The following is a 25,655-nucleotide window of genomic DNA, read 5'->3' on the forward strand; positions in this document are numbered from 1 at the left end:
CACGCGGTCCATGTTCTCGGCCCATATCGGCTATCGGTTCAGGGAGCTACCCTTCGAGGAACGCTTCGAAGCGGCGGCTGCGGTGGGTTTTGATGCCATTGAACACCCTTATCTGGAGACGTTCGAGCCGGCGATCATCCGCGGTCTTTTAGAGAAACACCGTCTCCGCTTTGCGCAGCTCTCCTGCGCATTCGGCGACCTCGCGAAGGGCGAAAAAGGTCTCGCCGCGCTGCCGGGCCGGCAGTCCGAATTTCGCGCAGCCTTCGATAACGCCCTTGAGTTCGCGCTCACCGCCGATGCGCCCTACCTTCACCCGATGGCCGGCATTCCACCTAGCGATGCAGACGCCGAAAGCGTGTACTTCGAGAACCTGCATTACGCCATCCAGGGAACCGCCGGCACGCCGGTGAAGATCCTGATCGAGGCGATCAGTGAGCGGTCGGTGCCAGGCTATGCGCTCTCCACACTGGAGCAGGCGCGCCACGTGCAGGATGTCTTTGGTCCCGGCAATCTCTTGCTGCTCCTCGATACCTTCCATGCGAGCGCGACCGGCATCGATCCGGCTCGGTGGATCGCGGCAAATGCCTATCGCATCGGGCACGTCCACATCGCCGATTATCCGGGGCGGCAAGAGCCAGGGACTGGGACGATCGATTTCGAACCGGTCCTTTCGGCACTCAAAGCGCATGGCTTCCAGGGCGCCGTCGGCTTCGAGTTCACACCCTCGGCGAACACTGCCGAGAGTTTGACATTTCTCGCCGCCTGGCGGGCGAGATCAGAAACCAGGAGAAGAGCATGATCGTTTCCATCAATCCGGCCAACGACCGCGAGCTCGCGCGCTACGACCTTCACGACGATGCCTATGTTGACCAGGCGTTGAGCGCGGCGGCGAAGGCACAGGCCGGCTGGCGAAGAGTGCCAGTCGCTGAGCGCTGCACGCTTCTTTACGCCATGGCGCGGGTGCTGCGGTCCGGAAAGTCTCGCTATGCCGCCATGATCACCCGCGAGATGGGCAAGCCGATCGTAGAAGCCGAAGCTGAGGTGGAAAAATGCGCCTACAACTGCGATTTCTACGCCGAGAATGCGCCGAAGTACCTTGCGGATGAACCGGTGGCGTCGAACGCGGCTGAGAGCGTCATCGCCTTCGATCCGCTCGGTGTGGTCTTGGCGATCATGCCGTGGAACTATCCGTTCTGGCAGTTCTTCCGCTTTGCGGCCCCGGCCTTTGCAGCAGGCAATGGCGCAATCTTGAAGCACGCCAACAATGTTCCGGAATGCGCGCTCGCGATCGAAGAGGTGATGCGGGAAGCCGGCTGCCCTGAAGGTCTCTTCGCCACGCTGCTGATCGAGCCGTCGAAGGTTGCCGGCATCATCGCGGACGATCGGATCGCCGCCGTGACGTTGACGGGATCGACGGAAGTAGGGGCGATTGTCGCTGCCCAGGCCGGTAAGGCCTTGAAGAAGCAGGTGCTTGAGCTCGGCGGCTCGGACCCGTTCATCGTGCTCGGCGATGCCGATCTCGAAGAGGCGGCAAAGATCGCAGTCAAGGCGCGCTATATCAATGTCGGCCAATCCTGCGTCAATGCCAAGCGCTTCATCGTCGAGGAAACCATCGCCGACCGGTTCGTTGAACTCTTCCTACAAGAGGTGGCGAAGCTGAAGATCGGCGACCCGATGGAGCGCGAAACGAATATCGGCCCGATGGCCAGGGAGAACCTGATGACTGGCCTGCACAAACAGGTCGAGCGCAGCCTTTCTGCCGGCGCGATACTTAGAGTTGGCGGTGCGCCGCTTGAAGGTGATGGATTCTACTATTCGCCGACGGTCCTCGACCATGTCCGCCCCGACATGGCTGCGTTTTGCGAGGAGACCTTCGGGCCGGTTGCGGCGATTATCCGCGTTAAGGATGCCAAAGAGGCGGTGGCGCTCGCCAACCAGACGGAATTCGGCCTCGGTGCCGCGCTCTGGACCAGCGATCTTAAACGCGCCCGATCGCTTGCGCACGACATCGAAGCCGGCGCCGTCTTCATCAACGGCATGGTCGCCTCCGACCCTCGCTACCCTTTCGGCGGCATCAAGCGCTCCGGCTACGGGCGCGAACTCGGGGTCTACGGCATCCGCGAGTTCGTCAACATCAAGACCGTGTGGATTGGCGCCGCCCAGACGCCGGCGACAGCACATGGAGGAGCACGATGAGCATTGCGATGCCGGCCGTACTGCGGCCAAGGGAATTGAAGACCAACGACCGTGGCAACGGCGCACGCACCACGCCGCTGGTCACGCGCAAGTGCGGCTCAAGTAGCATGATCAACGGCATCACCGCGTTCGATCCAGGCGCTGCGATTGGCATGCACAAGCACAATTGCGAGGAAAGCGTAATGATCCTCGATGGCGAGGCGATCGCCGAGATCAACGGTGTGCGCTATCCCCTCGGACCCAATGATACGACCTGGATACCGGCGAACGTTCCGCACCGCTTCATCAATGCGTCGGAGACGGAGCCCATGCGGATCTTCTGGGTCTATGCATCGATCGATGCCACCCGGACTATGATCGACACCGGCGAGGAGCACACGATTGACGCCGAGCATGGCCACAAGCCGGGCGCCCAGGCATGATCCAGGAAGTTGCAGAACTGACCATCAAGCCGGGGATGGAGGGTGATTTCGAGCGGGGCGTCGAAAAGGCCGCTCCGCTGTTCCTCCACGCCAGGGGATGTCGCGGGATCGCTCTCCACCGTGTCATCGAGACGCCGCAGGTCTATCGCCTCGTCGTCGATTGGGAAACGGTCGAGGATCACACGGTCGGGTTTCGAGGCTCGGCGGATTTTCAGACTTGGCGCAAGATCGTCGGTCCGTGCTTTGCGACCACACCCGTCGTAACGCACACGCGCCAGGTTATGAGCTTCCGGTGAACCGCGCCGGTAGGAAGACGGGCGGGCGATTTGCGCTGACGCTCTCCATAGGTGCTTTCGGCGGCTCCTTGATGTGGCTCGCGCATATGCCGCTCGCATGGCTGCTGGGGGCCATGCTGGCTACGGCCGTCTGTGCCTTTGCAGGCCTTCCCGTCTCTCTGCCAAAACAGGCCAGACCACCGATGGCAGCGGTGATCGGTGCGATGCTCGGCACTTCGTTCTCACCGGATGCATTCGCGCATGCGGCAGCCTGGAGCATTTCGCTCGTCGGCTTGGTCGCCTTCATTGCGCCCACCGGTGCACTGGCCTTTGTTTATTTTCGGTGGATTGCCAGGCTTGATCCCGTCACCGCCTTCTTCTCGGCTATGCCAGGTGGGGCTCGTCGAAATGATCACACTTGGCGCGGAAAAGGGCGGCGATGAGCGCATGATTGCCCTCATTCACTCTGCCCGGATTTTCCTCGTCGTCTTAACTCTGCCTTTTCTGATCCAGACATTTGCAGGCATTACCATTGACAGAACGGGCATCTTTTCTGCCGGTGAAATGGCAATATCGGCGGAGGACGTTATCTGGTTTGGCAGTGCAGTCGTTGGTGGCGTTGCCCTTGGCGCGCTTCTAAAACTGCCGGGCACGGTTTCTCGTGGGGCCAATGCTTGCCAGCGCCATCCTGCATCTGGTTGGTGTGACGGATTTCGAACTGCCGGTGGCCGCTCTCGCCTGTGCGCAGGTCGTGATCGGCGCGACGATTGGATGCCGCTTTGCCAATGCCTCGCCGCGCTTGATCTTGCGCGCGCTGGCGCTAGCCGCTGGCGCGACGGTCCTGATGCTTCTGTCCACCGTCATGTTCGCCTGGCTGTTGTCGCTGGCCGGCGGCGACCGCTTCGTTGCCTATGTCCTTGCCTATTCTCCCGGTGGGGTCGCTGAAATGAGCCTCATTGCCTTGTCGCTGCATGTGGAAGTGCCCTTTGTCGTACTGCACCATGTTGTGCGCGTGCTCACCGTCGTCGCCGGTGCATCCCTCGCCTTCCGGCTGCTCAAGGAGCGGTGCGGTGAGTTCGTGCAGCGCCCCTGTTCGGGTAGCTAAAGGGCAGAACGAGTCTTGAGCGCATGCCGGGTGGCTCATTTGGTGGCTCGGAAGCTGCAGCCCAGTTTGCGGCTCGTTTTCGGCCGCGATGGCGGCGGCTCTATCCGCATATCCTCTTGGCCCTGGGTGTTTGGCATCCCGGGAAATGGGCTCGAAGCGCCCTCTTATGCGACGACAATCGGGACTTTGGTCGGCGACGCCTTGACCCGGTTGTAGAGATCGACAACGTCCTGGTTGATCATGCGTACGCAACCGGAAGATGCCTGTGTGCCGATGGTCCACCACTCCGGTGAGCCATGCACGCGATAGCCGGTGTCTTGGCCGTCTTTGAAGATATAGTGTGCCCGGGCTCCGAGCGGGTTGTCGAGGCCACCCGGCTGGCCGCCCGTCCATTTCACCAGCTCCGGCTTGCGCGCAATCATCTCTTTGGGCGGCGTCCAGGTCGGCCACACCTTCGTATACTGGATCTCTGCCCGCCCACTCCACTCGAAGCCGGCCTTGCCGATGCCGACACCGTAGCGGACCGCTTCGCCACCTTCCTGCACCCAATAGAGATGCCGCTCGCTAAGCCGCACCACGATCGTGCCCGGCGCCTCGCCGGTAGGGTCGCGAACGATCTGACGACGGAATTCCGGTTTGACCTTCTGGAATGGGATTGCCGGGATGACGAAGCCATTGTCGTTCAGCGAGGCATACATCGTGCTGTTGTCGGTGATGTTGCTGTCGACACTGATCGGTGGGATTGCGCCGGTCGACATATAGTCAACGCTCGCAGTCGACATCCGACTGGACGGCTCGAGCGATGGGAGTTCGAGGGACTGCGAGCAGCCGGAGGCACCAAGCAGGGTCATGACGCCGAGGTTCGAAAGCAGGGCACGGCGGGTGATGAGGTAGCCGGGTTCCGAATTGGTCGCGCCGGAGGTGAGCTTCTGATCTTGCGGGTTACGCATGCACTTTTACCCTAGACGAACGTCGGCATCATGCCTCCGGATCTGCGCAGTTTCACGATTCGTGGTTAAAAAGAAGTGAAAGCGTCCCCCGCCGCGCCGCTTGCGTTTCCTTCGGAAGCAAGTTAAATACTGAACTACATGGTTCAGTATTATAATGCCCCTCTCGATCTCTCGTTCGCGGCGCTGTCCGATGCGACCCGTCGCGGGATCATCGATCTACTTGGGCAAGGGGACGCGTCGATCACCAGTCTGGCGGACAAGTTCCAGATGACACTGACCGGCATGAAGAAGCACATCCAGGTTCTCGAACGGGCGGGGCTCGTCGTCACGCAGAAGGTCGGACGGGTGAGAACCTGCAAGCTTGGGAAACGTGGCCTTGAGGCGGAGGCCGAGTGGATCGAGGCGCATCGCAAACTCTTCGAGGCCCGCTTCGCAGCACTGGACGAGATCATCAGCGAACTGAAACGGGAGGTAAGCGATGAATGAGCAAGTCAACAAAGCCGCTGGCGCGCAGAACCGCACGTCAGTCGAGCGCAAAGGGGACCGCGAACTCGTCGTAACGCGGACATTCAATGCGCCGCCGAGCATGGTCTACAGGGCGTGGAGCCAGCCCGAGCTGTTCCAGCGCTGGTGGGTGCCAAAATCGGCACCTGGCGTTTCGCTCGTATCGTGCCAGATGGACGTGCGTACCGGCGGCAGGTATCGGCTGGAATTCGGCGCCGGCGGTTCGGACACCATGGCCTTTTATGGCAAGTATCTTGAGGTGGTGCCGAACGAGCGCATAGTCTGGACCAACGATGAGGGCGAAGAGGGCGCAATCACGACCGTGACCTTTAAGGACGAGGGCGGCACAACGTTGCTGACTTTCCACGAAGTCTATCCGTCCAAGGAAGCGCTTGAGGAAGCACTGCAGAGCGGGGCGGCCGCATTGCCCGAGCAGTTGGATCAGCTCGACGAATTGCTTTCCAGCACCGGCGAGTAGCACGGATCGGGAAACGCTCCCCGGTAGACGTCTGGTCCTTTGACGCGGACTTCACGGCCGTTGGGGGGCTGGGCAAAGGCGCATAGCTGGCGAGGGCGGCTAGAGTATCTCAGTCAACTCGAACAGCGGCAGCGCCAAGCAGACCGACAGAACGTGCCAGGGCTCGCCCTCGACCGTGGCTCCGTCACTCATTTCGCTCAGTGTTAGGTTCGGGGCGACGTCGGCGCATGCCTGCTCGAGCAGGGCGATTGCTTCTTGTGATGTCAGTCCGTCCGGATAGCGGACAGCGTATTTTCGGCGAGGATCTGCTTCGTTCAAGGTCATCTTTGCAAGGCTGTCCGCTGAGGTGATGGCGAAGGTATGCGAAGGATCAGACCTACATCGTGCGGACAGGGAGTGGTTTCGATAGCCCTTCGTTGGTAGCGGTCGCAGTCAAAAAGGATAGGGCAGTCTCGCCGCCGCATTTGTGCTTCCAAAGCGTGTCGTGAAGGAATGGGGTCCCCCACTTTGGCGCTGCCGGTGACACGGCCTTCGATTTCTACCAGAAGCCCTGCTCAGCGGTGCGTAACCGCGAAGAAACCCGGATCAGGACGGGTCTGCCGAGCGTTGCTACAAGCCAGCGCGATTTCCAATCGAGGGCAATTTCACGTCTGGATCCTCGGGGGCTGACTGGAAACCTACCCAGCCCGCGAGTGGACGGTCGTTTCCGTTGCTGTTGCGCATGTTCCCCTCGTTCGGCACGCGATGTTGATCTCACACGTTGGCCGGTCGCTCGCCCTGCTGGAGCACGAAGTTGTCGCTCCGCTCGCATCATGGCTTGCGTCCCGATCTATGCGAGATCACAGGGCGGCCGGGTTCTTATCAGGTATATTCTAAAAACATGTCATACAGGTTTGACAGATTGACTGATATCTGTCTAATCTAGCCCTAGACAAGTTGGTGTGGCCAGGCCGCGCCTTTCACATGCCGGAGGACCAATGATCATCACTGACGTCGAAGTGCGGGTTTTCCGCACGACCACGCGCCGCCATTCGGACAGCGCCGGTCACGCGCATCCAGGCCCGCCGCACCAGGTAGAGCAAGCTATGCTGACTGTTCGCACGGAGGACGGCCAGGAGGGGCATTCCTTCACGGCGCCGGAAATCGTGCGGTCGCATGTCATCGACAAATTCGTCAAGAAAGTCCTGATTGGCCAGGACCACCGAGATCGCGAGCGGCTTTGGCAGGACCTTGCCCATTGGCAACGCGGATCGGCCGCGCAGTTGACGGATCGCACGCTCGCGGTGGTCGACTGCGCCCTTTGGGACCTCGCCGGGCGGAGTTTGAACCAACCTGTATACAAGTTGGTGGGCGGCTATCGCGATAAGGTGTTGGCCTACGGCTCCATCATGTGCGGCGACGAACTGGAAGGGGGGCTCGCAACACCTGAAGACTATGGTCGCTTTGCCGAAGCTCTCGTCAAGCGCGGCTATAAGGGCATCAAGTTGCACACCTGGATGCCGCCTGTCAGCTGGGCGCCGGATGTGAAAATGGACATCAAGGCCTGTGCGGCCGTGCGCGAAGCCGTCGGACCGAATATCCGCCTGATGATCGACGCCTTTCATTGGTACTCGCGCACGGATGCGCTCGAGTTGGGGCGGGGACTGGAAAAGCTCGGCTTCGATTGGATCGAAGAGCCGATGGATGAGCAGTCGCTGTCTTCCTACAAGTGGCTGGCCGACAATCTCGATATCCCCGTCGTTGGTCCGGAAAGCGCTGGCGGCAAGCATTGGCACCGTGCCGAATGGATCAAGGCGGGCGCCTGCGACATCTTGCGGACCGGGGTGAATGACGTGGGCGGCATCACGCCGGCATTAAAAACGATGCATCTTGCCGAGGCCTTCGGGATGGAGTGCGAGGTACACGGCAATACGGCGATGAACTTGCATGTCGTCGCGGCGACGAAGAATTGCCGCTGGTACGAACGCGGGCTGCTTCACCCGTTCCTCGAATACGACGACGGGCACGACTACCTAAAGTCATTGTCCGATCCAATGGATCGCGAGGGCTATGTCCATGTCCCAGCTCGGCCGGGGCTCGGCGAGGATATCAACTTCGAGTTCATCGAGAACAACCGCGTGCGGTGAGAAGCGGGGTATCTTTCATGAAAACCATTCTCGCTTTTGGAGACAGCCTGACGTGGGGAGCGGATCCACAGACCGGGCTACGCCATCCGCCTGAAGGCCGCTGGCCCGAGGTGCTCTCGCGTGAACTCAACGGTGCGGCAAAGGTCATTCCCGAAGGACTTGGTGGCCGCACAACCTGCTATGACGACCATGGTGGACCGGCGTGCCGCAATGGGGCCAAGGCGCTGCAAGTAGCGCTCGCAAGCCACATGCCGCTCGACCTCATCATCGTGATGCTCGGTACAAATGACATCAAGCCCGTGCATGGCGGGCGGGCGGAGGGAGCGGTCTCCGGCGTGCGCCGGTTGGCGCAAATCATCGACACTTTTCCCTACAAGCCAAGTGGTGCGAGGCCAAAAATGCTGATCGTCGCCCCTCCACCCTGTTGCGCCGGTCCGGGCGGGGTGCCAGCGGCGGGACGCAGCATTGCTGAATCAGAGCGGCTTTCTCCGCTCTACCGCAAGCTCGCAGATGAACTTGGACACGCCTTCTTTGATGCCGGCTCTGTCGCACACGCCTCGCGGGTCGATGGGGTCCATCTGGAAGCCGCTGCCACGGCGGCGATTGGCCGGGCGCTCGCAGCACCCGTTGCCGAAATTCTTGGCTGATCTGTCCTGGTGCCTGTGGAGGAACAGGTGGGGCAGAACTTGTAACCGGAAGGCCGAACTCCCGCATGGGCGGCCGCAATAGGAGGAAACATGAAACGCTTTCTAGCAACGGTCGCGTTCGGCGCGCTTCTCATCGCTTCAACGCCACACGGCGTGTTCGCCGAAACTCCGGAAGATCAACTCGTCGTCGCAACGACAATGAGCAACATCCTGACGCTCGATCCCGCTGCCATCACTGGCCGCGAGACCGTACAGGTCCTCAACAACATCTACGATACGCTGGTCATCCTTTCGCCGAAGGACCGCAGTGTCCAGCCACGCCTTGCCGAGCGCTGGGAGGTCTCCGCCGATCGCGATTCAATTCGTTTTCACCTGCGTAGCGATGCGAAATTTGCGTCGGGCAATCCCGTCACGGCTCAGGATGTTGCCTGGAGCCTGAAGCGCCTGCTTGCGCGTAATCTCGCGCAGTCTTCTTTCCTGAAAACAAGGGGCTTCACGCTCGAAGAAGCCGACAAAGCCTTCGTCGCCGAAGACGACCACACCTTCGTTATCAATCTTCCGAAACCCGACGACCCGAACCTGCTGCTGATGATCCTTGCGCAGAACGGACCTGGCTCCATCTTCGACAGCAAGACGGTTCTCGAAAACGAGAAGGACGGCGATCTTGGCGCCGCCTGGCTGACCCTGAACTCCGCCGGTTCCGGCCCCTTCACGCTCACGCAGTGGAAATCGAACGAGTACATCATCCTCACGCGCAACGACGACTACTGGGGTGAAAAGGCCGCAATGAAGCGGGTGCTGATGCGTCATCTGCCGGAATCGCAGTCGCAGCGGCTGCTTCTGGAAAAAGGCGACATTGACGTTGCCTATTCCTTGCAGGCGCCGGACCTGAAGTCGCTAGAGGCCGACGAGGCGATCGCCATCGCATCGACACCAGGCTCGGGTTTTTACTACCTCAGCGTCTCGATGAAGGATGAGCGCTTCGCCAACAAGAAAGTGCGTGAAGCACTGCGCTACCTGATCGATTACGAGGGTCTCGACAAGGCTGTCATGCCCTACTACGGCAAGCTGCATCAGCGGCCCTTGTCGACAGGCGTCCTCGGCGCGCTGCCGGACGAAGGCTACAAACTTGATGTGGCCAAGGCAAAGGCGCTGCTTGCCGAGGCAGGCTACCCGGACGGCTTTAAGACGACGTTGCGTGTCCTGTCTGAAGATCCTTTCATGAAGGCTGCGACGGCCATCCAGAACACGCTGAGCCAGGCTGGCATCCAGGCGGAGCTCATCAGCGGTTCGGGCGACCAGATCTACGGCGCGATGCGTGAACGGAACTTTGAACTGCTTCTCGGCCGCGGCGGCGGTGGCCAGCAGCCGCACCCCGACAACAATTTACGCTCTATCGCCTACAATCCTGACAATTCGGACGATGCCAAGCTCACCAACTATCAGAGCTGGCGCACCAGCTTCTATGACGAGAAGCTGAACAAGATGATCGAAGAGGCCCTGGTTGAGCGCGACCAGGCCAAGCAGGCCAAGCTCTACGAGGGCGTGCAGCAGTACATGGACGAGGTCGTCATGTCGATCCAACCCTTCTCGGAAGTGGTCGACACGGCCGCGTACCGCAGCGATGTGAAAGGGATGATCGTCAGCCCCTGGCTCTCGCGCTTCGAAGGTGTCACCAAGGAGCGGTGACCGGCTCCGGGAATTTAATGAAATGAAGGAAAGAAGGCGCATTTGACCATGCGCCTTCTTTTTGCATTGAAAAGTGCCGTCGGCCGGGCGCCAACGCATGCGGAACGAAATCGGCAACGTCACCCCGTGGCTGCCGCTGTTCGGTTTCCTCTCGCTTGAAGCCGAAGTATTCCTCATCTGTGCGGGTTTGCGTGGTTGCCTACCCATCGCCCTCGCCTCGCGAAGACCTTCATCACCGGTACGTCTGGGGAGGGGCAGCGATTGGCAAGCGTGCCGCGGCCAGGTTCACATGCCCGGGCTGCACGCGCCGAAAGGGTCGCAGGCGTGCTCCCGGGATCATTGGCAAGCTCAGACACCGATAGTCCTCAACCGGGGCCATCAGGCAAGGAAAAGCCCGGCACAGGACCGGGCGAGTTGGGGAGGAGGAGTCTTCTTTTGGGAGGAGATGCGGCTTGCTCAGTGCGAGCCTTCGTACTCCAGCGAGGCGCCGATCAGCTCACGCGCGTAAGCGTGGGTTGCCTGGTTGCCGGGGATCGCCTCGCGCGGCAGCACTTCGGTGATTTCTCCGCGCAACATGACCGCGAAACGGTCGCACATATGGTCCACGACGGCCAGATCGTGCGTCACCATGATGTAGGTGAAGCCGCGCTCCTCACGCAGACGCTGAAGCAGGTTCAGGATTTCCGCCTGCACCGAAACATCGAGCGCCGACGTCGGCTCGTCGAGGAGCAGCAGGGAAGGTTCGAGGATCAGCGCCCGCGCGATCGCAACACGCTGGCGCTGGCCGCCCGAGAGCTGGTGGGGGAAACGATCGAGGAAGGAGACCGGCAGCCCCACATCCGTGATTGCCTTGCGTATGCGCTCCTCCCGGTCGCCGAGCTTGTGGATGACGAGAGGCTCGTTCAGCACCGTGCGAACCGATTGGCGTGGATGCAGCGAACCGTAGGGATCCTGGAAGACCATCTGCAGCGTGCGGCAACGCTCAATCAGCGGCATGTCACGCACCGACCTGCCGCCGATCAGTACGTCGCCGGTCCAGATGTCGGTCAGCATAGAGATGCAACGCAGGACCGTGGACTTGCCTGATCCGCTTTCGCCGACGAGGCCGAAGCATTCGCCCGGCGCCACGGAGAAGGTGACGGTTGGCAACACCTTGACCGCGGTGGGACCGCTACCGAAGGTGATAGAGACATCGCGAACTTCGATAGAGACGGACATCAGGCTTTCTCCTCCAGCCATTCGGGGCGGCGATCGAGCACGCGGAGCGGTGCGCGTGGGCCGCCGATCCGCGGCTGAGCTGCCAGCAGGCCACGCGTGTAAGGATGTTGGGCCTTGTCGAGATCGCGGGCGGCCAGCGTTTCAACGATACGGCCGGCATACATGATGAGTACGCGATCGCAGAAATTGCGTACAAGGTTCAAATCGTGACTGATCATGATGAGCCCGATGCCGCGATCCCGCACCAGCCCATCGAGAATGTTCAACACCTGAAGTCGCACCGTGACGTCGAGTGCCGAGGTCGGTTCGTCGGCGATGACGAGCTCGGGATCAGCAAGCAGCATCATGGCAATCATCACGCGCTGCCCCATGCCGCCGGATATCTCGTGCGGATACTGGTCATAAACGCGCTCCGGGTCGCGGATCTTGACTGCCGACAGCATGGCGAGCGCCTTTTCACGCGCCTCCGCCTTGGTGCAATTGAAATGCCGCAGATAGGTTTCCGCCACCTGGTCACCGACCCGGCGAATAGGGTTCAAAGAAAATTTCGGATCCTGAAGGATCATGGACATGCGCCGGCCGCGAACCTTGAGCAGTTCCTTTTCCGAAAGGGCTGTCAGATCAAGCTCGGCAAAGCGCAGCGTGTCGGCGGTAATCGTGGCGCCCGGCAGAAGTCGCAGCAAGGCCCGTCCGACAGTCGATTTGCCGGAACCGGACTCGCCAACGATGCCAAGGCGTTCGCGGCCGAGGGTGAAGGACACGCCGCGCACGGCATCGGTCGCTGCGCCGCCATAGCGGATGCGGAGGTTTTCGACCTGAAGAATGTCTTGGCTCATCGGTCTACCTCCGGTTCATCTGCTTCGGATCTAGCGCATCGCGCAGCCCGTCGCCGAGAAGGTTGAAAGCGAGACTGACCGAAAGAATGGCGACACCCGGGAAGGTGACGAGCCACCAGCTGTCCAGCATGTACTTGCGGCCTGTCGCAATCATCGCGCCCCATTCCGGCAGCGGAGGTTGGGCGCCGAGCCCCAGAAAACCGAGACCGGCAGCCGTCAGGATAACGGTCGCCATGTTCAGTGTCAGGCGAATGAGCACCGAGGGCAGGCACATGGGCATGATCGACTTGACGATGATGCGTGTGGCCGATGCGCCCTGGAGCCTGGCTGCCGAGATGTAGTCCGCCTTGCGAAAGGTCATTGCCTCTGCGCGCGCGAGGCGTGCGATCGGTGGCCAAGAGGTCAGCGCAATCGCGATAATGGCGTTGTTCAGGCTTGGACCCAGCGCTGCAACGAAGGCGAGCGAAAGAATGAGGCTCGGGAAGGAGAGAAAGATGTCCGTGATCCGCATCATCACGGTATCGACCTTCCCGCCGAGATAGCCGGCAGTCGTGCCGATGACGAGCCCGATTGGGCCAACGACAATCGAGACGAGGAAGATAATCGTAAGCGTGATACGCGAGCCCCAGACCAGGCGGCTGAAGATGTCACGACCAAGCTCGTCGGTGCCGAACAGATGTCCATTTCCAGGCGCCTGCAGCGTGTTTGCGAGGTTCTGGGCATAGGGGTCATGGGTGGCAATCAGCGGCGCGAAGGTTGCGACAAGGACGAGCAGCACCAGGACCGCAAGACCGAAGGTCGAGGTTGGGCTCTTCAACAGGAAGCGCACGATGTTCTTGAGTGCGTAAAGCGGAGCCGGCAAGCGGAACGCAGTTTCAGCTTGGGTGGTCATCAGCGTGTCCTCGGGTCGAAGATGCGATAGAGAACGTCGGACAGAAGATTGAGGGCGATAAAGATGATCCCGACGATCAGGACGCAGGTCATGACGGCGTTCATGTCGCCGGTAATGAGGTTATTGGTGAGATATTGGCCAAAGCCCGGCCACGCGAAGACCGTCTCGATCAGCACGGCGCCTTCGAGCAGCGAGCCATAGGCAAGCGCAATGATGGTGACCAGTTGCACCCGAATGTTGATGAAGGCGTGCTGCCAGATCGTCTGGCTGCGAGAAAGGCCTTTGACGCGCGCCGTCGTGACATATTCCTGACCGAGCTGATCCAGCATGAAGCTGCGGGTCATGCGCGTGATATAGGCGGAAGAGGAGTAGCCAAGCAGCGACGCCGGCAGGATGATGTGGTTGACGGCCGACCAAAACACATCCATTTCGCCGGCGATCAGGCTATCGATCAGCAGGAATCCGGTCCGCTCCTCGATAAGGCCAATATAGAACTGGTCCATGCGTCCGCTGCCGCCGACGAGGCCGAGATAAGCATAAAAGACGATAAGCGCGATCATGCCGGTCCAGAAGATCGGCATGGAGTGCCCGAACAGGCTGAAGACGCGCACGACATGGTCGGGCCAGCGGTCCTTGTTGACGGCAGCAAGCACTCCGAGCGGAACGCCGAGGCCGGCTCCGATGAGGATTGCGAAGGTTGCAAGCTCGATCGTTGCCGGCATCACGTGCAGGATATCCTGAATGACCGGCTGGCCCGTGCGGATGGAGGTTCCGAAGTTGCCGGTGAAAACGTCTCCAAGATAGTAGGCGAATTGTTCCCAAAGAGGTCGATCAAGCCCGAGCGAACGATAGACCTGTTCGTAGGTCTCGCGGGTTGCGTCCTCCCCGACGATCGCGCGGACCGGATCGGCAGGCATAAGGCGGCCGATGAAGAACGTCAGGAGCAGAAGGCCGAGCAACGTGACCGCAATGGTCCCGACATGCCCGGCCACGCCGTGGAAGCGTAGGCGACGAATTGACATGGTTCCTCCGTTTGTCAGTCGCCTGCGGTGAGGCGTTACAGGCTCCAATCCTGTATGACAACTTTCACTGAACCTGTCACAGGTTATGTCGAGTGTCAAGCAGAGCTGACGGAGAGGAAGTCATCTCTGCGGGGTGTGAAGCAGTCGATGAGCTCTCCTGCCTCCAGGCATTCGCAGCCATGTTCCGTGTTTCCGGGGATTACGAGGCTGTCGCCAGCCTTCAATTCATAGGTCTGTCCATTGCGAAAGAAGCGGAATTTGCCGCGCGCCACATAGGTCGATTGCACGTGCGGGTGGCGGTGGAGCTTGCCTTTTGCACCGTTTTCGAAGCGAAAGGAGACGACCATGAGCTCAGGCGAATCTGAAAGCACCTGGCGGGTGACGCCGGTATCGGTCGAAATCGTGGGGAAAGTAGGAAGAGACATGCGGACCTCATAGGTGATGTATGACAACATCACCATACATGTCCTTTCGCCTGTATGACAACTCTGCGCGTCTATTAAATTGCGTCGGGGCTCATGGTGCGGGAACGCAAGAGCGCGTTGTACCGATCAAGGCTTCCCCGCAAGTGGGCGCGCATGCGCTCGCGCGCCGCTTCAGCATTGCCTTCGATGATTGCCTCAACGATCTGGCCATGCTCTTCCTGAAGATGGAGGTTGTAGTCCTTCGGGCGCGACCCCGGCGCAGATCCCTGCAACTCGCCGCGCGGAATGATGCCAGTACGGATCAGTTGGAGAAACTCCGGAAAACGCCGGTTTTGCGTGGCTTCCGCAATCGCCAGGTGAAGCTCGAAATCCGCATCGCGCGTAGGATTGCCAGTTGCCAGGCACTCGCCAACACGATGATGGGCCTCAAGGATGGTTTCGATCTGGGCGGGTGAACGGCGCGCGGCCGCCAGCCCTGCCGATTCCACCTCGAAAACCGTCCGAAGTTCAAGAAGCTCTATGACCGACGAAATCCGCTCGGTCTTCAAATCCTTGAAAGGCTGCTCCTTTTCCGGCTTTGTCTCAAGGGCAAATATGCCGGCGCCCTTGCGCGCTTCGACCAGCCCGTCGGCGCGAAGGATGGCAATCGCTTCCCTTACGACTGTGCGGCTGACGGAATACTCGCGCGTCAGAGCGCTTTCGCTCGGAAGCCGGTCGCCGGGGCGAAACACGCCTTCCGCCAGATCGCGACGCAGCGCGGCGCTGATTTTTGCCGCAAGCGACGTGCCACGCTCCATAGTGTTTACGGCTTCCATTTTCGTCCTAACATGCTCAAACCTGTCTGGCATGTTAGTCGTAATCTGTTCGAATGCAAGTGCGGCTCTCTCAACCAGTGCTAGCGCAAGGTTCGCAGCATGGAGCGATATCGTGTCTGGCTGTTCTTCAGGTGATCGCGCATGGCCGCGCGAGCCTGTTCCTCATCCCCGCTATGGACCGCGTCGAGTATCGCCTCGTGTTCATCGAGAAGCCGGCGCATCTCGACGGAGGGAAGGGCGGCTTCCTCTCCCTCGCGGGCGACCGCACGGCGCGGGATGACAGCCGGCCCGAGCACATGGAGAAACTCGGCAAACCTTGGATTGTTCGTCGCTTCGGCAATGGCGAGATGAAAAGCAAAATCGGTTTCGGCGGTCGGCTCACCACTTTCGGCGCGGATGCGAAATGCTTCGAACGCTTCGATAATTTTGCCTTCCTGTCCCGGGGAGCGGCGAAGCGCGGCCAACCCGGCTGCATCGCCTTCGACTGCCGTTCTGATTTCCAGCATCTCGATCAATGATGAGACGCGGGCGAGATCGACGTTGTGAAACGAATTTCTTGCGGCCGGGGCAGGCTCCAGCACGAAAACGCCGACGCCATGTCGTGCCTCGACCAATCCGTCGGAACGCAGTGCTGCAATCGCTTCTCTTACGACAGTGCGGCTGACGTTAAATTCCTTGGTCAGTTGCGCCTCTGATGGCAGGCGGTCGCCGGGCCGGTAGCGGCCCTCGGCGATATGGGAGCGCAGAACGTCGGTAACCTTTGCCACCAGGGTCCTGGGCTGCGGGGCGTTCGTATCGGAAGCAGTCGCTATCGTCATGTGGTTGCCCGGTTCCAGGATGTGGCGGCACCTGCCGCTTCATCTCTGGATACGCCAAAGATGGCGGACGAGGCAATCGCTCCTCAATCCGATAGCAAATCAGCAGGCAAAAGCCCGTCAGGTACATTCTGATAGGATACGGGCCTCAGAAACCTGCGGATCGCCATAGTTCCGACCGAGGTCGCGCCGAAATTCGTAGAGGCCGGATAGGGCCCGCCATGAACCATGGCGTCGCAGACTTCCACGCCCGTGGGAAATCCGTTCACGAGAAGACGGCCGGCCTTGCGCTCCAGGATCGGCATAAGTTGGCGTGCAAGATCGGTGTCTCCGTCGTTGAGATGAAGAGTTGCAGTCAGCTGGCCATCGAAACTCTGGGCGACGACGACCAGTTCTTCAATGCTTTCGGCCGTGACGATGAGGCCGAGCGGGCCGAAGACTTCTTCTGAAAGCGTATGGTTGGCGAGCCAGTCCCGTGCAGAGACGAGGAAGAGATTGGGTGTGACGTTGCGCCGATCGCAGCTGGATGTGAAGACGTCGCGAACGCCGCTGCCTGAGGCGATGCGATTGCGCCCATCGCGATACGCTTTGGCAATTCCATCCGTCAACATCACTTGTGCGCCGATCTTCGAAAGCGCCGCACGCACGCTTTCCGCAAACGCTGGCGCCTCGCCTGCTGCGATCACGGCAATGCCTGGATTGGTGCAGAATTGTCCGGCGCCCATCGTCAACGAGCTTGCCCAACCCTTGGCGATTTCCTCGCAGCGGACCTTGCCGGCTTCGGGCAGGATGAACATCGGGTTGACCGAACCCAGTTCGCCGAAGAAGGGGATTGGTTCCGGGCGCTTCGCACATAGGTCGAAAAGCGCGCGGCCACCCGCAAGCGAGCCGGTAAAGCCGACGGCCTTGATGAGGGGATGTGTAACGAGGCCAGTGCCGACGTCCCGGCGACCGCCCTGGATGAGTGAGAATACGCCGGGGTGAAGCCCTTGCTTCCTGATCGCTGCGTGGGCAGCCTCGGCAACCACTTCGCTCGTGCCAGGATGGGCTGAATGGCCCTTCACGATGACCGGGCACCCGGCGGCAAGAGCCGACGCGGTATCGCCGCCCATTGTCGAGAAAGCCAGCGGAAAATTGGAGGCACCGAACACCGCAACCGGACCGACAGGTCGCTGAAGCAGTCGGATGTCGGGGCGCGGCAGGGGCTTTCTGTCAGGCAGCGCTTCATCGTGGCGTCTGTCGAGATAGTCGGCCTTTTCGAGATGGGCTGCAAAAAGTCGGAGCTGGCCGGTGGTGCGTCCACGTTCTCCTTCTAGCCGGGCGGGCGGCAGACCGCTTTCTGCACTGCCGATCTCGGTAATGGCCGCCCCGCGGCTTTCTATCTCATCGGCAATCGTTTCTAGAAATGCCGCGCGCTCTTTCCGGCTTGAATGGCCATAGGACCAGAAGGCATCCTCGGCCGATTTTGCGGCCCTGTCGACCAGATCCGGCGTGCCGACGGAAAAGTCAAACGCGGCACCATGGGCCGGTTCGCTGCTGAATGTCTGCTCGGTCGCGATCCACTCGCCCGCAACCAGGTGTTTGCCGTGAGGGGTGAAGGTCATTGTCACTCCTTGAAGATAGGATTGTCGGTAAAGGCACCGCCTTGAAAGCGCGCCATTGATTTGTCGGGGGTTGGTTTCGCCGCGTTCGTTTCGATTTTCTCGCGCCAGGCCTCGGCGTTGTCTTTCGCCCTCCAGCCGAGCCAAGTCAGATGCGAATTGTCCCACCAGCAGCTGTCGTTTGCTGAAACGCCCCAAATGACTGGGCAACCAAGCACTGGGGAGCGGAAAGCGGCTTCGATCAGCGATGCGAAATCGCCATGAGAAAACCAGGTCGACAGCATCCGATGGTCCATCGGCTCAGTTGTACAGGAGCCGATGCGCACCAGTGCTGCCTCCTGTCCGAACTTGTCGAAGTACAGGCGGGCGAGCGATTCACCGAAGCATTTGGACACACCATAGAGCCCGTCGGGGCGAAACGGTGCATCGGGCCCAAGTCGATCAGTCTGCGGATAGTAGCCGATCGTGTGGTTTGAACTTGCAAAGATGATGCGGGGCAAGCCATGGGCGCGGGCGGCCTCGTAGAGATTGTAGAGGCCGACGATGTTGCCGGTGACAACCTCGTCGAACGGGCGTTCGACGGAGATCCCACCCAGATGCACGATACCGTCGCAGCCCGCCACCATCGCGTCGACGGCCCATGGTTCGGCGAGATCGCAGTGCATCCATTCCTCGTTGGGGCCGGTGACATCAGCCGGTGCGATGTCGCCAAGACGGATTGTTTCGGCAAGCAACGCCAGTCGCGGTCGCAAGGCGCGGCCAAGCGCGCCAGCCGCGCCCGTGATCAGGAGGCGTTTCATTCGGGTCTTGACCTTGAACACGTTATCATACAATACGGACTTACATGTATTATCTCTTGTTCGCAATACCTCAAAGGAGGACCGAATGCTGACCGTCGAAACAAGGCAGGCCGTTAATCCGGACTATGCGCGAGCGCTCGATACAGAAGGCCTGCGTAAGCATTTCCTGGCGCAGGATATGTTCCGGCCCGGTGAGATCCGGCTGGTCTACACGCACTACGATCGCTTCGTTATGGGAGGTGCCGTTCCTAACGGTGCTGCGCTGACGCTCGATCGGGTCGAGGAAACGAAGACGCCGTCCTTCCTTGACCGGCGCGAAATGGGTGTCGTGAACATCGGTGAGGCCGGTACGGTGACAGCCGGTGATGAGATATACGCGCTCAACCGCGGCGATGTGCTCTATCTCGGGGCCGGTTCTGGTGCGGTGACGTTTGCCGGACGCGGACGTTTCTACATCGTCTCCTGCCCGGCGCACCGCAGCCTGCCGGCGCGGCTTGTGACACTCGGTGAAAGCAAGGAGGTCAAGCTTGGCGCGATGGAAACCTCCAACAAGCGGACCATCAATCAGTTCATCCACCCGCTCGTGATGGAAAGCTGCCAGCTCGTGCTCGGCTACACAACGCTCGAAGACGGCTCCGTTTGGAACACGATCCCCTCCCACGTGCATGATCGCCGCATGGAGGCCTATCTCTATTTCGGTATGGACGAAAAATCTCGCGTGCTCCATCTGATGGGTGAGCCACAGCAGACGAGGCATCTGTTTATCGCCAACGAGGAAGGCGCGATCTCGCCGCCATGGTCGATCCACTCGGGCGCGGGCATCGGCTCTTATACCTTCATCTGGGCGATGGCCGGCGACAACGTCGATTACACGGATATGGATTTCATTCAACCGGCGGATCTGCGATGAAAAATCTCTTTTCTCTTGAAGGACATAAGGCTCTCGTCACAGGGGCGAATGCTGGTCTTGGCCAAGCGATCGCAGTTGGCCTGGCTCAGGCGGGCGCTGAGGTTGTCTGCGCCGCGCGCAGGGCGCCCGACGAGACCCTTGCGCTCATCGACAAGGCCGGGGGAAGGGCGACTGCACTGGCGCTTGATTTCGCCAATCCGATGGCGGCAACCGGAGTATTTGCCGGTGCGGAATTCGACATTCTCGTCAACAACGCCGGAATCATCCGTCGCGCTGACGCGGTTGATTTTTCCGAAGCTGATTGGGATGCAGTCATGGATGTCAACCTCAAGGCACTGTTCTTCACGACCCAGGCTTTTGCCAAGGAGCTGCTTGCGAAGGGCATGTCCGGCAAGGTGGTCAACATCGCGTCGCTGCTTTCCTTCCAGGGCGGAATTCGCGTACCGTCCTACACCGCCGCCAAGCATGGCGTTGTGGGCGTCACGAAGCTTCTCGCCAACGAATGGGCGTCAAAAGGCATCAACGTCAATGCGGTTGCGCCCGGCTATATCGAGACCAACAACACCGAGGCTCTAAGGGCAGATCCTGAACGTAGCAAGGCAATACTCGAGCGGATTCCGGCGGGCCGCTGGGGGCGCTCCGAAGACATTGCGGGTGCGACCGTGTTTCTGTCTTCGGCGGCTGCGAACTACATCCATGGTGCGGTGTTGAATGTCGATGGCGGTTGGCTGGCGCGCTAAGATGACTTGTATGATGAGTTGTATGATGACTGTTGACATTGGTGTGATATCCCGATTATCTGGGGCTATCAACCATAGAGGAAATCAACGTTATGAACCCTGAGCAGATCAAGGCCGCGCTTGGATCGGGCCTGCTTTCGTTCCCGGTGACGCATTTCGATGCGGAGGGTCGGTTTGCGCCGGACAGCTATCGGGCGCATGTCGAGTGGCTGGCCGGCTACAAGGCCCCGGTTCTGTTTGCGGCCGGTGGCACCGGCGAGTTCTTTTCGCTGAAGCCGGACGAGATCCCCGGCATCGTCAGGGCGGCCAAGGACGTTTCCGGCGACACGGCGATCGTCTCGGGCTGCGGCTATGGCACGGAGATGGCGGTCGACATCGCTCGTTCGGTCGAGCGCGTCGGTGCCGACGGCATCCTGCTTCTGCCGCACTATCTGATCGATGCGCCGCAGGAAGGGCTTTATGCCCATGTGAAGAAGATCTGCCAGTCGGTCGGCATCGGCGTCATGGTCTATAATCGCGACAACGCGGTGCTGCAGGCCGACACGCTTGCAAGGCTGTGCGACGAATGCCCGAACCTGATCGGCTTCAAGGATGGCACCGGCGACATCGGGCTGGTGCGCCAGGTCACCGCCAAGATGGGCGACCGGCTGATGTATCTCGGCGGCATGCCGACGGCGGAACTGTTTGCCGAGGCCTATCTCGGTGCCGGCTTCACCACCTATTCCTCGGCCGTCTTCAATTTCGTGCCGGGCCTTGCCAATGAATTCTATGCCGCCCTTCGCGCCGGCGAGCGCGCCACCTGCGAGCGCATCCTCAACGAGTTCTTCTATCCGTTCATGGCCATCCGCAACCGCGCCAAGGGCTATGCGGTGTCGGCGATCAAGGCCGGCGTGCGGCTGCAGGGTTTTGATGCCGGTCCGGTGCGTGCGCCGCTGAAAGACTTGACCGAGGAGGAAGTCGCCATGCTCGACGCGCTCATCGGTGCGAACAAGCGTCAGAAATGAGCGTTTTGCGAGGATAGCCCATGAAGATCGTCGCCGTCCGCACCCACCTTCTCGAACATCGGCTGGCCGTGCCGTTCGAAAGCGCCTCCATGCGTTTTGACCGTCGCGCCCATGTGCTGGTCGAGATCGAGTGCGACGACGGCACGATCGGCTGGGGCGAGTGCCTCGGCCCGGCGCGGCCGAATGCGGCGGTGGTTGCGGCGTACACGCCCTGGCTGATCGGCCAGGACCCGCGCCAGACGGAAAAGCTCTGGGCGATCCTCTACAACGCGCTGCGCGATCAGGGGCAGCGCGGGCTTGCGATTACCGCCCTTTCCGGCATCGATATCGCGCTCTGGGATATCAAGGGCAAACATTATCGTGCCTCCGTCTCCATGCTGCTTGGCGGGCGCTGGCGCGAGAGCGTGCGCGCCTATGCGACCGGCAGCTTCAAGCGCGATGGCGTCGACCGGGTCTCCGACAATGCGCTGGAGATGGCCGAGCGCCGGGCGCAAGGCTTCCATGCCTGCAAGATCAAGATCGGCTTCGGCATCGAGGAAGACCTGCGTGTCATTCGTGCCGTGCGCGAGGCGATCGGCGACGAGATGCGACTGATGATCGACGCCAACCATGGCTACACCGTCACCGAGGCGATCCGGCTTGGCAAGGCGGCGGCCGACTACGACATCGACTGGTTCGAGGAGCCGGTCGTGCCGGAACAGCTTTCCGCCTATCGCGCGGTCAGGGCCGGCCAGCCGATCCCGGTTGCCGGCGGCGAGACCTGGCATGGCCGCTATGGCATGTGGCCGGCGATCGAAAGCCGTGCCGTCGATATCCTGCAGCCGGATCTCTGCGGCTGCGGCGGTTTTTCCGAGATGGCGAAGATCACGAGCCTTGCGACGCTGCACGGCGTTGGCATCGTGCCGCATGTCTGGGGCACGGGCGTGCATATCGCTGCCGCGCTGCAGTTCATGGCGGCGATGACGCCGGATCCGGTGCGGGTCAACCCGATCGAACCGATCCTGGAGTTCGACCGGACGGAAAACCCGTTCCGGCAGGCGGTGCTGAAGGCGCCGATCGAGGCGGTCGACGGTGTCGTTGCCATCCCCGATGCGCCCGGCCTTGGCATCGAGATCGATCGTGACGCGCTCGCCAGGTTCAAGATGCCCGAGACATGAAAGTGTTGTTGACACGCGTGCCGACCAGGGCCATTTCCGAAATTGCCGGGTATGTTCTCCCACATCATCGCGGCGAGACACATGGTTGCTTGTCTGTCCGGCTTAGCGCCAACACACTTCGAGCTAGTCGCCCGCAAGCCCGTCGGCAAGTACCAGGGCCTGTTCGCGCTCGTCGAGGTGCATGAGGCCGCCATCTCGGCTTTGGCGAACCCTTTTCATGTGATCGCGTGGACTGAGACCCAGAGTTCGCTTGAACATGCGTGAGAAGTAGTAGGGGTCGGGATAGCCGACTTCCGCGGCCGCAGAGGAAACCGAAAGCCCTGCTTCGAGAAAGTGCATCGCCCGCTCCATGCGTTTCAGTTCCTGGTACTTGCGCGGCGTGCGCGCCACGCGCTTTTGGAATTCCCGCAGGAAATAATCGCGATTGTAGGGTGATGCCTCAACCGCTTTCGTCGCAATATCCGGGTCGAGCGGGTTGGCGGAGATCATCGTTGCGGCCTTCATGACAGCGAGATCGATCGCGTCTGCCCCCTCGGGCTGGTAGGTGGCATGGTCTCGCCACCCGATGAACGCATCCTCGATGAAAGCGATCAACAGAACCATGAACAGGTGGTGCTGGCCAAGCGTCACGGAAGAGGGCGGCGCGCTTTGACGATAGTGGCGCGCCAACGGCTCAAGCAACCCCCACCGCGCCAGTCTCAACTTCGGCACCAAATCCATCTGCTCGACCAGGTTGTGGCGGCCGTAAATATCAAGAGTGAAATGCTGGGCGAGGCCAAGATACGTCTCCGGTCCCTCGCTCCATCCGATGAAGCGCTGGCCGCGCGAAATCAGCATGGCATCACCCGGCTCCATCACGCGTGGCTCGCCGTCGACCAGATAGTGGCCGCGCCCTTCAAGGCAGATGACGAGGTCGTCGACCGGGTTCGACTTGTCGATGCGCCAAGTCTGCGAATGCTCCATCCGGATAGCAGCGCGGGTCAGATTAAGCGTCAGCGCCGCCGGTGGAATAGCTGAGAGAATTCCACCTTCAATTTCGTCCATCTTTTTCCTCGCCTTTGTGAATTCATTCTGCGACAAAAATACGTGAATGTCATCGCAGAAATGCATGCACGCACCGCATCGAACTGGGAGGAGATCGGTCAGCGGACGGGAAGGAGGCTACAGCCTGCGCCTGTCTGCGCCGTTCCGGGAGCGTAATTTGTACGAAACCGTATCTAAAATGGCCGCTCTGCAGTGCCGTCCGGGAGGGCCGGCATGAAAGGGCATCGTCTTTTAGGGCTTGGCTATCTGGCGCCCTACATTATCGGCCTCTTGATCTTCACGGCCATTCCGTTCATCGGCTCATTCTATCTCAGCTTCACGAGTTACGACTTGATGAGCGAGCCGCGCTGGACAGGTGTCGCCAACTACGAGCGGCTGTTTACCCGCGACCGGACTTTCATCAAGTCGCTGAACGTAACGCTGCTTTACGTGTTCATTACCGTGCCTTTGAAGCTCGCCTTTGCGCTCTTCATCGCTGCAATTCTAAACCACAGGTTGAAATTCATCGGTCTTTTTCGAACGGCGTTCTATGTGCCTTCAATCCTTGGGGGGTCGATCGCGATTGCCGTTTTGTGGCGTTATGTCTTCGCTTCGCAGGGCCTTGCGAACATGGCGCTTTCGACCCTTGGTATCGCGCCCGTCGATTGGTTCGGCGATCCCGTGAATGCGCTTTTCACCATCACGCTGCTGCGCTGTTGGCAGTTCGGCTCGGCCATGGTGATCTTTCTTGCCGCCCTTCAATCGATCGACAAGTCACTTTATGAAGCGGCCGCCATCGACGGCGCCGGCAAAGTGCGCACCTTCTTCTGGATCACCCTACCGCTGCTAACGCCGGTTATTTTCTTCAACTTGATCATGCAGATGGTTCAGGCGTTCCAGGAGTTTAACGGCCCTTACATCATCACCCAGGGCGGCCCACTCAAGGCGACCTATCTGCTGCCGCTCTACATTTATGACGAGGCTTTCAAGAAGTTCAACATGGGCTACGCCTCGTCTATCGCCTGGGTGCTCTTCGCCATCATCACTGTGCTGACCCTTGTTGCCTTCTGGTCCTCCAAGAAGTGGGTCTATTACGCCGGCGACAAGAGGAGCTGACGAGATGACCGAGTTTCAAGCTCTCAACGATCGCGTGGCTGCACGCAGGGCAAGGGTCCGCCTGATCTCCACGGCGGTTCGCTATGTGCTTCTGTTTTCTGTTGGGTTCGTCATGCTCTACCCGCTGATCTGGCTGGTAGGCGCGAGTTTCAAGACGAATTCGGAGATCTTTTCTGGTGCTGGTTTCATGCCGGCAAATCCGACGGCTGACGGCTATGTAAAGGGCTGGCAGACGTCGACGCCCTATACGTTCGGCCGGTTCTTCTGGAATTCCTTCCTGATCATTCTGCCGAAGGTCATCGGTACGGCGATCTCATGCACGATGGCGGCTTATGCCTTCGCAAGGTTCGACTTTCCGCTGAAGAAGATCCTCTTCGGTTCGGTCATTGCCATCCTGCTTCTGCCAAATGTTGTAACCCGCATTCCGCAGTATATTCTCTTTCGCGATCTCGGCTGGCTCGACACGTTCCTGCCGCTCTGGGTACCTTCCGCCTTTGCGGGCGATGCCTTCTTCGTCTTCATGCTGGTGCAGTTCCTGCGCTCGCTTCCGGCGGATATGGAAGAGGCCGCTCGTGTTGACGGCGCAAACAGTCTCCAGACGCTGGTCTACATCGTCGTGCCGATGCTCGCGCCGGCGCTGATCTCTGTCTGCCTGTTTCAGTTCATGTGGACCATGAACGACTTCCTGGGACCGCTGATTTACCTGTCATCGGTCGACAAATATCCCGTGAGCCTCGCGCTCAAACTTTCCATCGACACCACCGAAGCCTTCGAATGGAACCGCATTCTCGCAATGTCGGTGCTGACGATCACGCCTGCCTTGGTCGTCTTCTTCGCTGCGCAACGGTACTTCATTGAAGGGATCTCCTCTGGGGGAGTCAAAGGCTGA

At 60.4% G+C, this 25,655-nt stretch carries 29 protein-coding genes and 1 pseudogene; 18 read left to right on the forward strand and 12 right to left on the reverse strand.

Annotated features, from left to right (window positions below):
- The first annotated feature begins 10 nt into the window (after nt 1–10).
- From FA04_RS30440 to FA04_RS36335, 7 genes and pseudogenes are all read left to right on the forward strand, one after another.
- Entirely contained in the window at nt 11–799 is a 789-nt protein-coding gene (locus tag FA04_RS30440) for a hydroxypyruvate isomerase family protein (protein WP_034801919.1), read from the forward strand.
- On the forward strand, nt 796–2,196 hold the full coding sequence (locus FA04_RS30445) for an NAD-dependent succinate-semialdehyde dehydrogenase (RefSeq protein WP_034801917.1): 1,401 nt from the start codon (nt 796–798) through the stop codon (nt 2,194–2,196). The genes FA04_RS30440 and FA04_RS30445 overlap by 4 nt, the downstream gene beginning before the upstream one ends.
- Complete coding sequence (locus FA04_RS30450) at nt 2,193–2,618, forward strand: cupin domain-containing protein (protein ID WP_034801907.1); 426 nt, start codon at nt 2,193–2,195, stop codon at nt 2,616–2,618. The genes FA04_RS30445 and FA04_RS30450 overlap by 4 nt, the downstream gene beginning before the upstream one ends.
- Complete coding sequence (locus FA04_RS30455) at nt 2,615–2,914, forward strand: antibiotic biosynthesis monooxygenase family protein (RefSeq protein ID WP_034801905.1); 300 nt, start codon at nt 2,615–2,617, stop codon at nt 2,912–2,914. Before FA04_RS30450 ends, FA04_RS30455 begins: the two co-directional genes overlap by 4 nt.
- Nucleotides 2,911–3,336, forward strand: coding sequence for an AbrB family transcriptional regulator (locus FA04_RS36325; protein WP_051659602.1), 426 nt, complete (start codon nt 2,911–2,913; stop codon nt 3,334–3,336). Before FA04_RS30455 ends, FA04_RS36325 begins: the two co-directional genes overlap by 4 nt.
- 4 nt (nt 3,337–3,340) lie before the next feature.
- Nucleotides 3,341–3,481 (forward strand): annotated as a pseudogene (locus tag FA04_RS36330) (AbrB family transcriptional regulator); the annotation flags it as partial.
- Between the two features lie 82 nt (nt 3,482–3,563).
- Nucleotides 3,564–3,998, forward strand: a complete 435-nt coding sequence (locus FA04_RS36335) for an AbrB family transcriptional regulator (protein ID WP_051659601.1) — start codon at nt 3,564–3,566, stop codon at nt 3,996–3,998.
- 164 nt (nt 3,999–4,162) lie between these two features.
- Here the strand turns inward: FA04_RS36335 and FA04_RS30465 are convergent, their stop codons facing one another.
- Nucleotides 4,163–4,948, reverse strand: coding sequence for a L,D-transpeptidase (locus tag FA04_RS30465; RefSeq protein ID WP_034801903.1), 786 nt, complete (start codon nt 4,946–4,948; stop codon nt 4,163–4,165).
- Nucleotides 4,949–5,086: 138 nt separating this feature from the next.
- On the opposite strand from FA04_RS30465, the gene FA04_RS30470 reads away from it, so the two are divergent.
- Both FA04_RS30470 and FA04_RS30475 read left to right on the forward strand, forming a co-directional pair.
- A complete protein-coding gene (locus tag FA04_RS30470; RefSeq protein ID WP_034801901.1) occupies nt 5,087–5,434 on the forward strand; it encodes an ArsR/SmtB family transcription factor in 348 nt (115 codons plus the stop codon).
- Nucleotides 5,427–5,930, forward strand: a complete 504-nt coding sequence (locus FA04_RS30475; RefSeq protein ID WP_034801900.1) for an SRPBCC family protein — start codon at nt 5,427–5,429, stop codon at nt 5,928–5,930. Before FA04_RS30470 ends, FA04_RS30475 begins: the two co-directional genes overlap by 8 nt.
- 99 nt (nt 5,931–6,029) lie before the next feature.
- On the opposite strand, the gene FA04_RS30480 is transcribed toward FA04_RS30475, so the two are convergent.
- Nucleotides 6,030–6,254 (reverse strand): hypothetical protein, encoded by a 225-nt coding sequence (locus FA04_RS30480; RefSeq protein WP_034801898.1) that lies wholly within the window; start codon nt 6,252–6,254, stop codon nt 6,030–6,032.
- Nucleotides 6,255–6,907: 653 nt separating this feature from the next.
- Here FA04_RS30480 and FA04_RS30485 point away from each other — a divergent pair.
- From FA04_RS30485 to FA04_RS30495, 3 genes are all read left to right on the forward strand, one after another.
- Nucleotides 6,908–8,056, forward strand: coding sequence for a mandelate racemase family protein (locus FA04_RS30485; protein ID WP_034801896.1), 1,149 nt, complete (start codon nt 6,908–6,910; stop codon nt 8,054–8,056).
- A gap of 17 nt (nt 8,057–8,073) precedes the next feature.
- Nucleotides 8,074–8,703 (forward strand): SGNH/GDSL hydrolase family protein, encoded by a 630-nt coding sequence (locus FA04_RS30490; protein WP_034801894.1) that lies wholly within the window; start codon nt 8,074–8,076, stop codon nt 8,701–8,703.
- A gap of 90 nt (nt 8,704–8,793) precedes the next feature.
- Nucleotides 8,794–10,392, forward strand: a complete 1,599-nt coding sequence (locus FA04_RS30495) for an ABC transporter substrate-binding protein (RefSeq protein ID WP_034801892.1) — start codon at nt 8,794–8,796, stop codon at nt 10,390–10,392.
- 456 nt (nt 10,393–10,848) lie between these two features.
- Here FA04_RS30495 and FA04_RS30500 read toward each other — a convergent pair whose 3' ends face one another.
- The 9 genes from FA04_RS30500 to FA04_RS30540 all read right to left on the reverse strand — a co-directional run bounded on the left by FA04_RS30500 (nt 10,849) and on the right by FA04_RS30540 (nt 18,816).
- Nucleotides 10,849–11,610: an ABC transporter ATP-binding protein gene (locus FA04_RS30500; RefSeq protein ID WP_034801890.1), complete on the reverse strand. Its 762-nt coding sequence runs from the start codon at nt 11,608–11,610 to the stop codon at nt 10,849–10,851.
- Nucleotides 11,610–12,446: an ABC transporter ATP-binding protein gene (locus FA04_RS30505; RefSeq protein ID WP_034801888.1), complete on the reverse strand. Its 837-nt coding sequence runs from the start codon at nt 12,444–12,446 to the stop codon at nt 11,610–11,612. Before FA04_RS30505 ends, FA04_RS30500 begins: the two co-directional genes overlap by 1 nt.
- 4 nt (nt 12,447–12,450) lie before the next feature.
- Nucleotides 12,451–13,338, reverse strand: coding sequence for an ABC transporter permease (locus FA04_RS30510; RefSeq protein WP_034801886.1), 888 nt, complete (start codon nt 13,336–13,338; stop codon nt 12,451–12,453).
- Complete coding sequence (locus tag FA04_RS30515; RefSeq protein ID WP_034801884.1) at nt 13,338–14,360, reverse strand: ABC transporter permease; 1,023 nt, start codon at nt 14,358–14,360, stop codon at nt 13,338–13,340. The genes FA04_RS30510 and FA04_RS30515 overlap by 1 nt, the downstream gene beginning before the upstream one ends.
- Before the next feature lie 95 nt (nt 14,361–14,455).
- Complete coding sequence (locus FA04_RS30520; protein ID WP_418235975.1) at nt 14,456–14,815, reverse strand: cupin domain-containing protein; 360 nt, start codon at nt 14,813–14,815, stop codon at nt 14,456–14,458.
- 44 nt (nt 14,816–14,859) lie between these two features.
- Nucleotides 14,860–15,600 (reverse strand): FadR/GntR family transcriptional regulator, encoded by a 741-nt coding sequence (locus tag FA04_RS30525; RefSeq protein ID WP_034801882.1) that lies wholly within the window; start codon nt 15,598–15,600, stop codon nt 14,860–14,862.
- Between the two features lie 80 nt (nt 15,601–15,680).
- A complete protein-coding gene (locus FA04_RS30530) occupies nt 15,681–16,418 on the reverse strand; it encodes a FadR/GntR family transcriptional regulator (RefSeq protein ID WP_034801880.1) in 738 nt (245 codons plus the stop codon).
- A gap of 83 nt (nt 16,419–16,501) precedes the next feature.
- Nucleotides 16,502–18,019 carry an aldehyde dehydrogenase (NADP(+)) gene (locus tag FA04_RS30535; RefSeq protein WP_034801878.1) on the reverse strand — a complete coding sequence of 506 codons (1,518 nt, stop codon included), beginning with the start codon at nt 18,017–18,019 and terminating at the stop codon, nt 16,502–16,504.
- Between the two features lie 2 nt (nt 18,020–18,021).
- A complete protein-coding gene (locus tag FA04_RS30540; RefSeq protein ID WP_034801955.1) occupies nt 18,022–18,816 on the reverse strand; it encodes an NAD-dependent epimerase/dehydratase family protein in 795 nt (264 codons plus the stop codon).
- Between the two features lie 85 nt (nt 18,817–18,901).
- Here FA04_RS30540 and kduI point away from each other — a divergent pair, with 85 nt between their 5' ends.
- The 4 genes from kduI (at nt 18,902) to FA04_RS30560 (ending at nt 22,627) form a co-directional block, all read left to right on the forward strand.
- Nucleotides 18,902–19,726 (forward strand): 5-dehydro-4-deoxy-D-glucuronate isomerase, encoded by an 825-nt coding sequence (gene kduI / locus FA04_RS30545; RefSeq protein WP_034801876.1) that lies wholly within the window; start codon nt 18,902–18,904, stop codon nt 19,724–19,726.
- Nucleotides 19,723–20,466, forward strand: coding sequence for a 2-dehydro-3-deoxy-D-gluconate 5-dehydrogenase KduD (kduD, locus tag FA04_RS30550; RefSeq protein WP_034801873.1), 744 nt, complete (start codon nt 19,723–19,725; stop codon nt 20,464–20,466). The genes kduI and kduD overlap by 4 nt, the downstream gene beginning before the upstream one ends.
- A gap of 92 nt (nt 20,467–20,558) precedes the next feature.
- Nucleotides 20,559–21,470: a 5-dehydro-4-deoxyglucarate dehydratase gene (gene kdgD, locus FA04_RS30555; protein WP_034804438.1), complete on the forward strand. Its 912-nt coding sequence runs from the start codon at nt 20,559–20,561 to the stop codon at nt 21,468–21,470.
- A 20-nt stretch (nt 21,471–21,490) separates the two neighbouring features.
- Nucleotides 21,491–22,627 (forward strand): mandelate racemase/muconate lactonizing enzyme family protein, encoded by a 1,137-nt coding sequence (locus FA04_RS30560; RefSeq protein ID WP_064817069.1) that lies wholly within the window; start codon nt 21,491–21,493, stop codon nt 22,625–22,627.
- 123 nt (nt 22,628–22,750) lie between these two features.
- On the opposite strand, the gene FA04_RS30565 is transcribed toward FA04_RS30560, so the two are convergent.
- Complete coding sequence (locus FA04_RS30565) at nt 22,751–23,671, reverse strand: helix-turn-helix domain-containing protein (RefSeq protein ID WP_034798654.1); 921 nt, start codon at nt 23,669–23,671, stop codon at nt 22,751–22,753.
- A 213-nt stretch (nt 23,672–23,884) separates the two neighbouring features.
- Here FA04_RS30565 and FA04_RS30570 point away from each other — a divergent pair, with 213 nt between their 5' ends.
- On the forward strand, nt 23,885–24,766 hold the full coding sequence (locus FA04_RS30570) for a carbohydrate ABC transporter permease (RefSeq protein WP_034798656.1): 882 nt from the start codon (nt 23,885–23,887) through the stop codon (nt 24,764–24,766).
- A gap of 4 nt (nt 24,767–24,770) precedes the next feature.
- A complete protein-coding gene (locus FA04_RS30575; RefSeq protein ID WP_034798658.1) occupies nt 24,771–25,655 on the forward strand; it encodes a carbohydrate ABC transporter permease in 885 nt (294 codons plus the stop codon).

This window comes from Ensifer adhaerens, assembly GCF_000697965.2.
In the GTDB taxonomy this organism is placed as follows: domain Bacteria; phylum Pseudomonadota; class Alphaproteobacteria; order Rhizobiales; family Rhizobiaceae; genus Ensifer; species Ensifer adhaerens.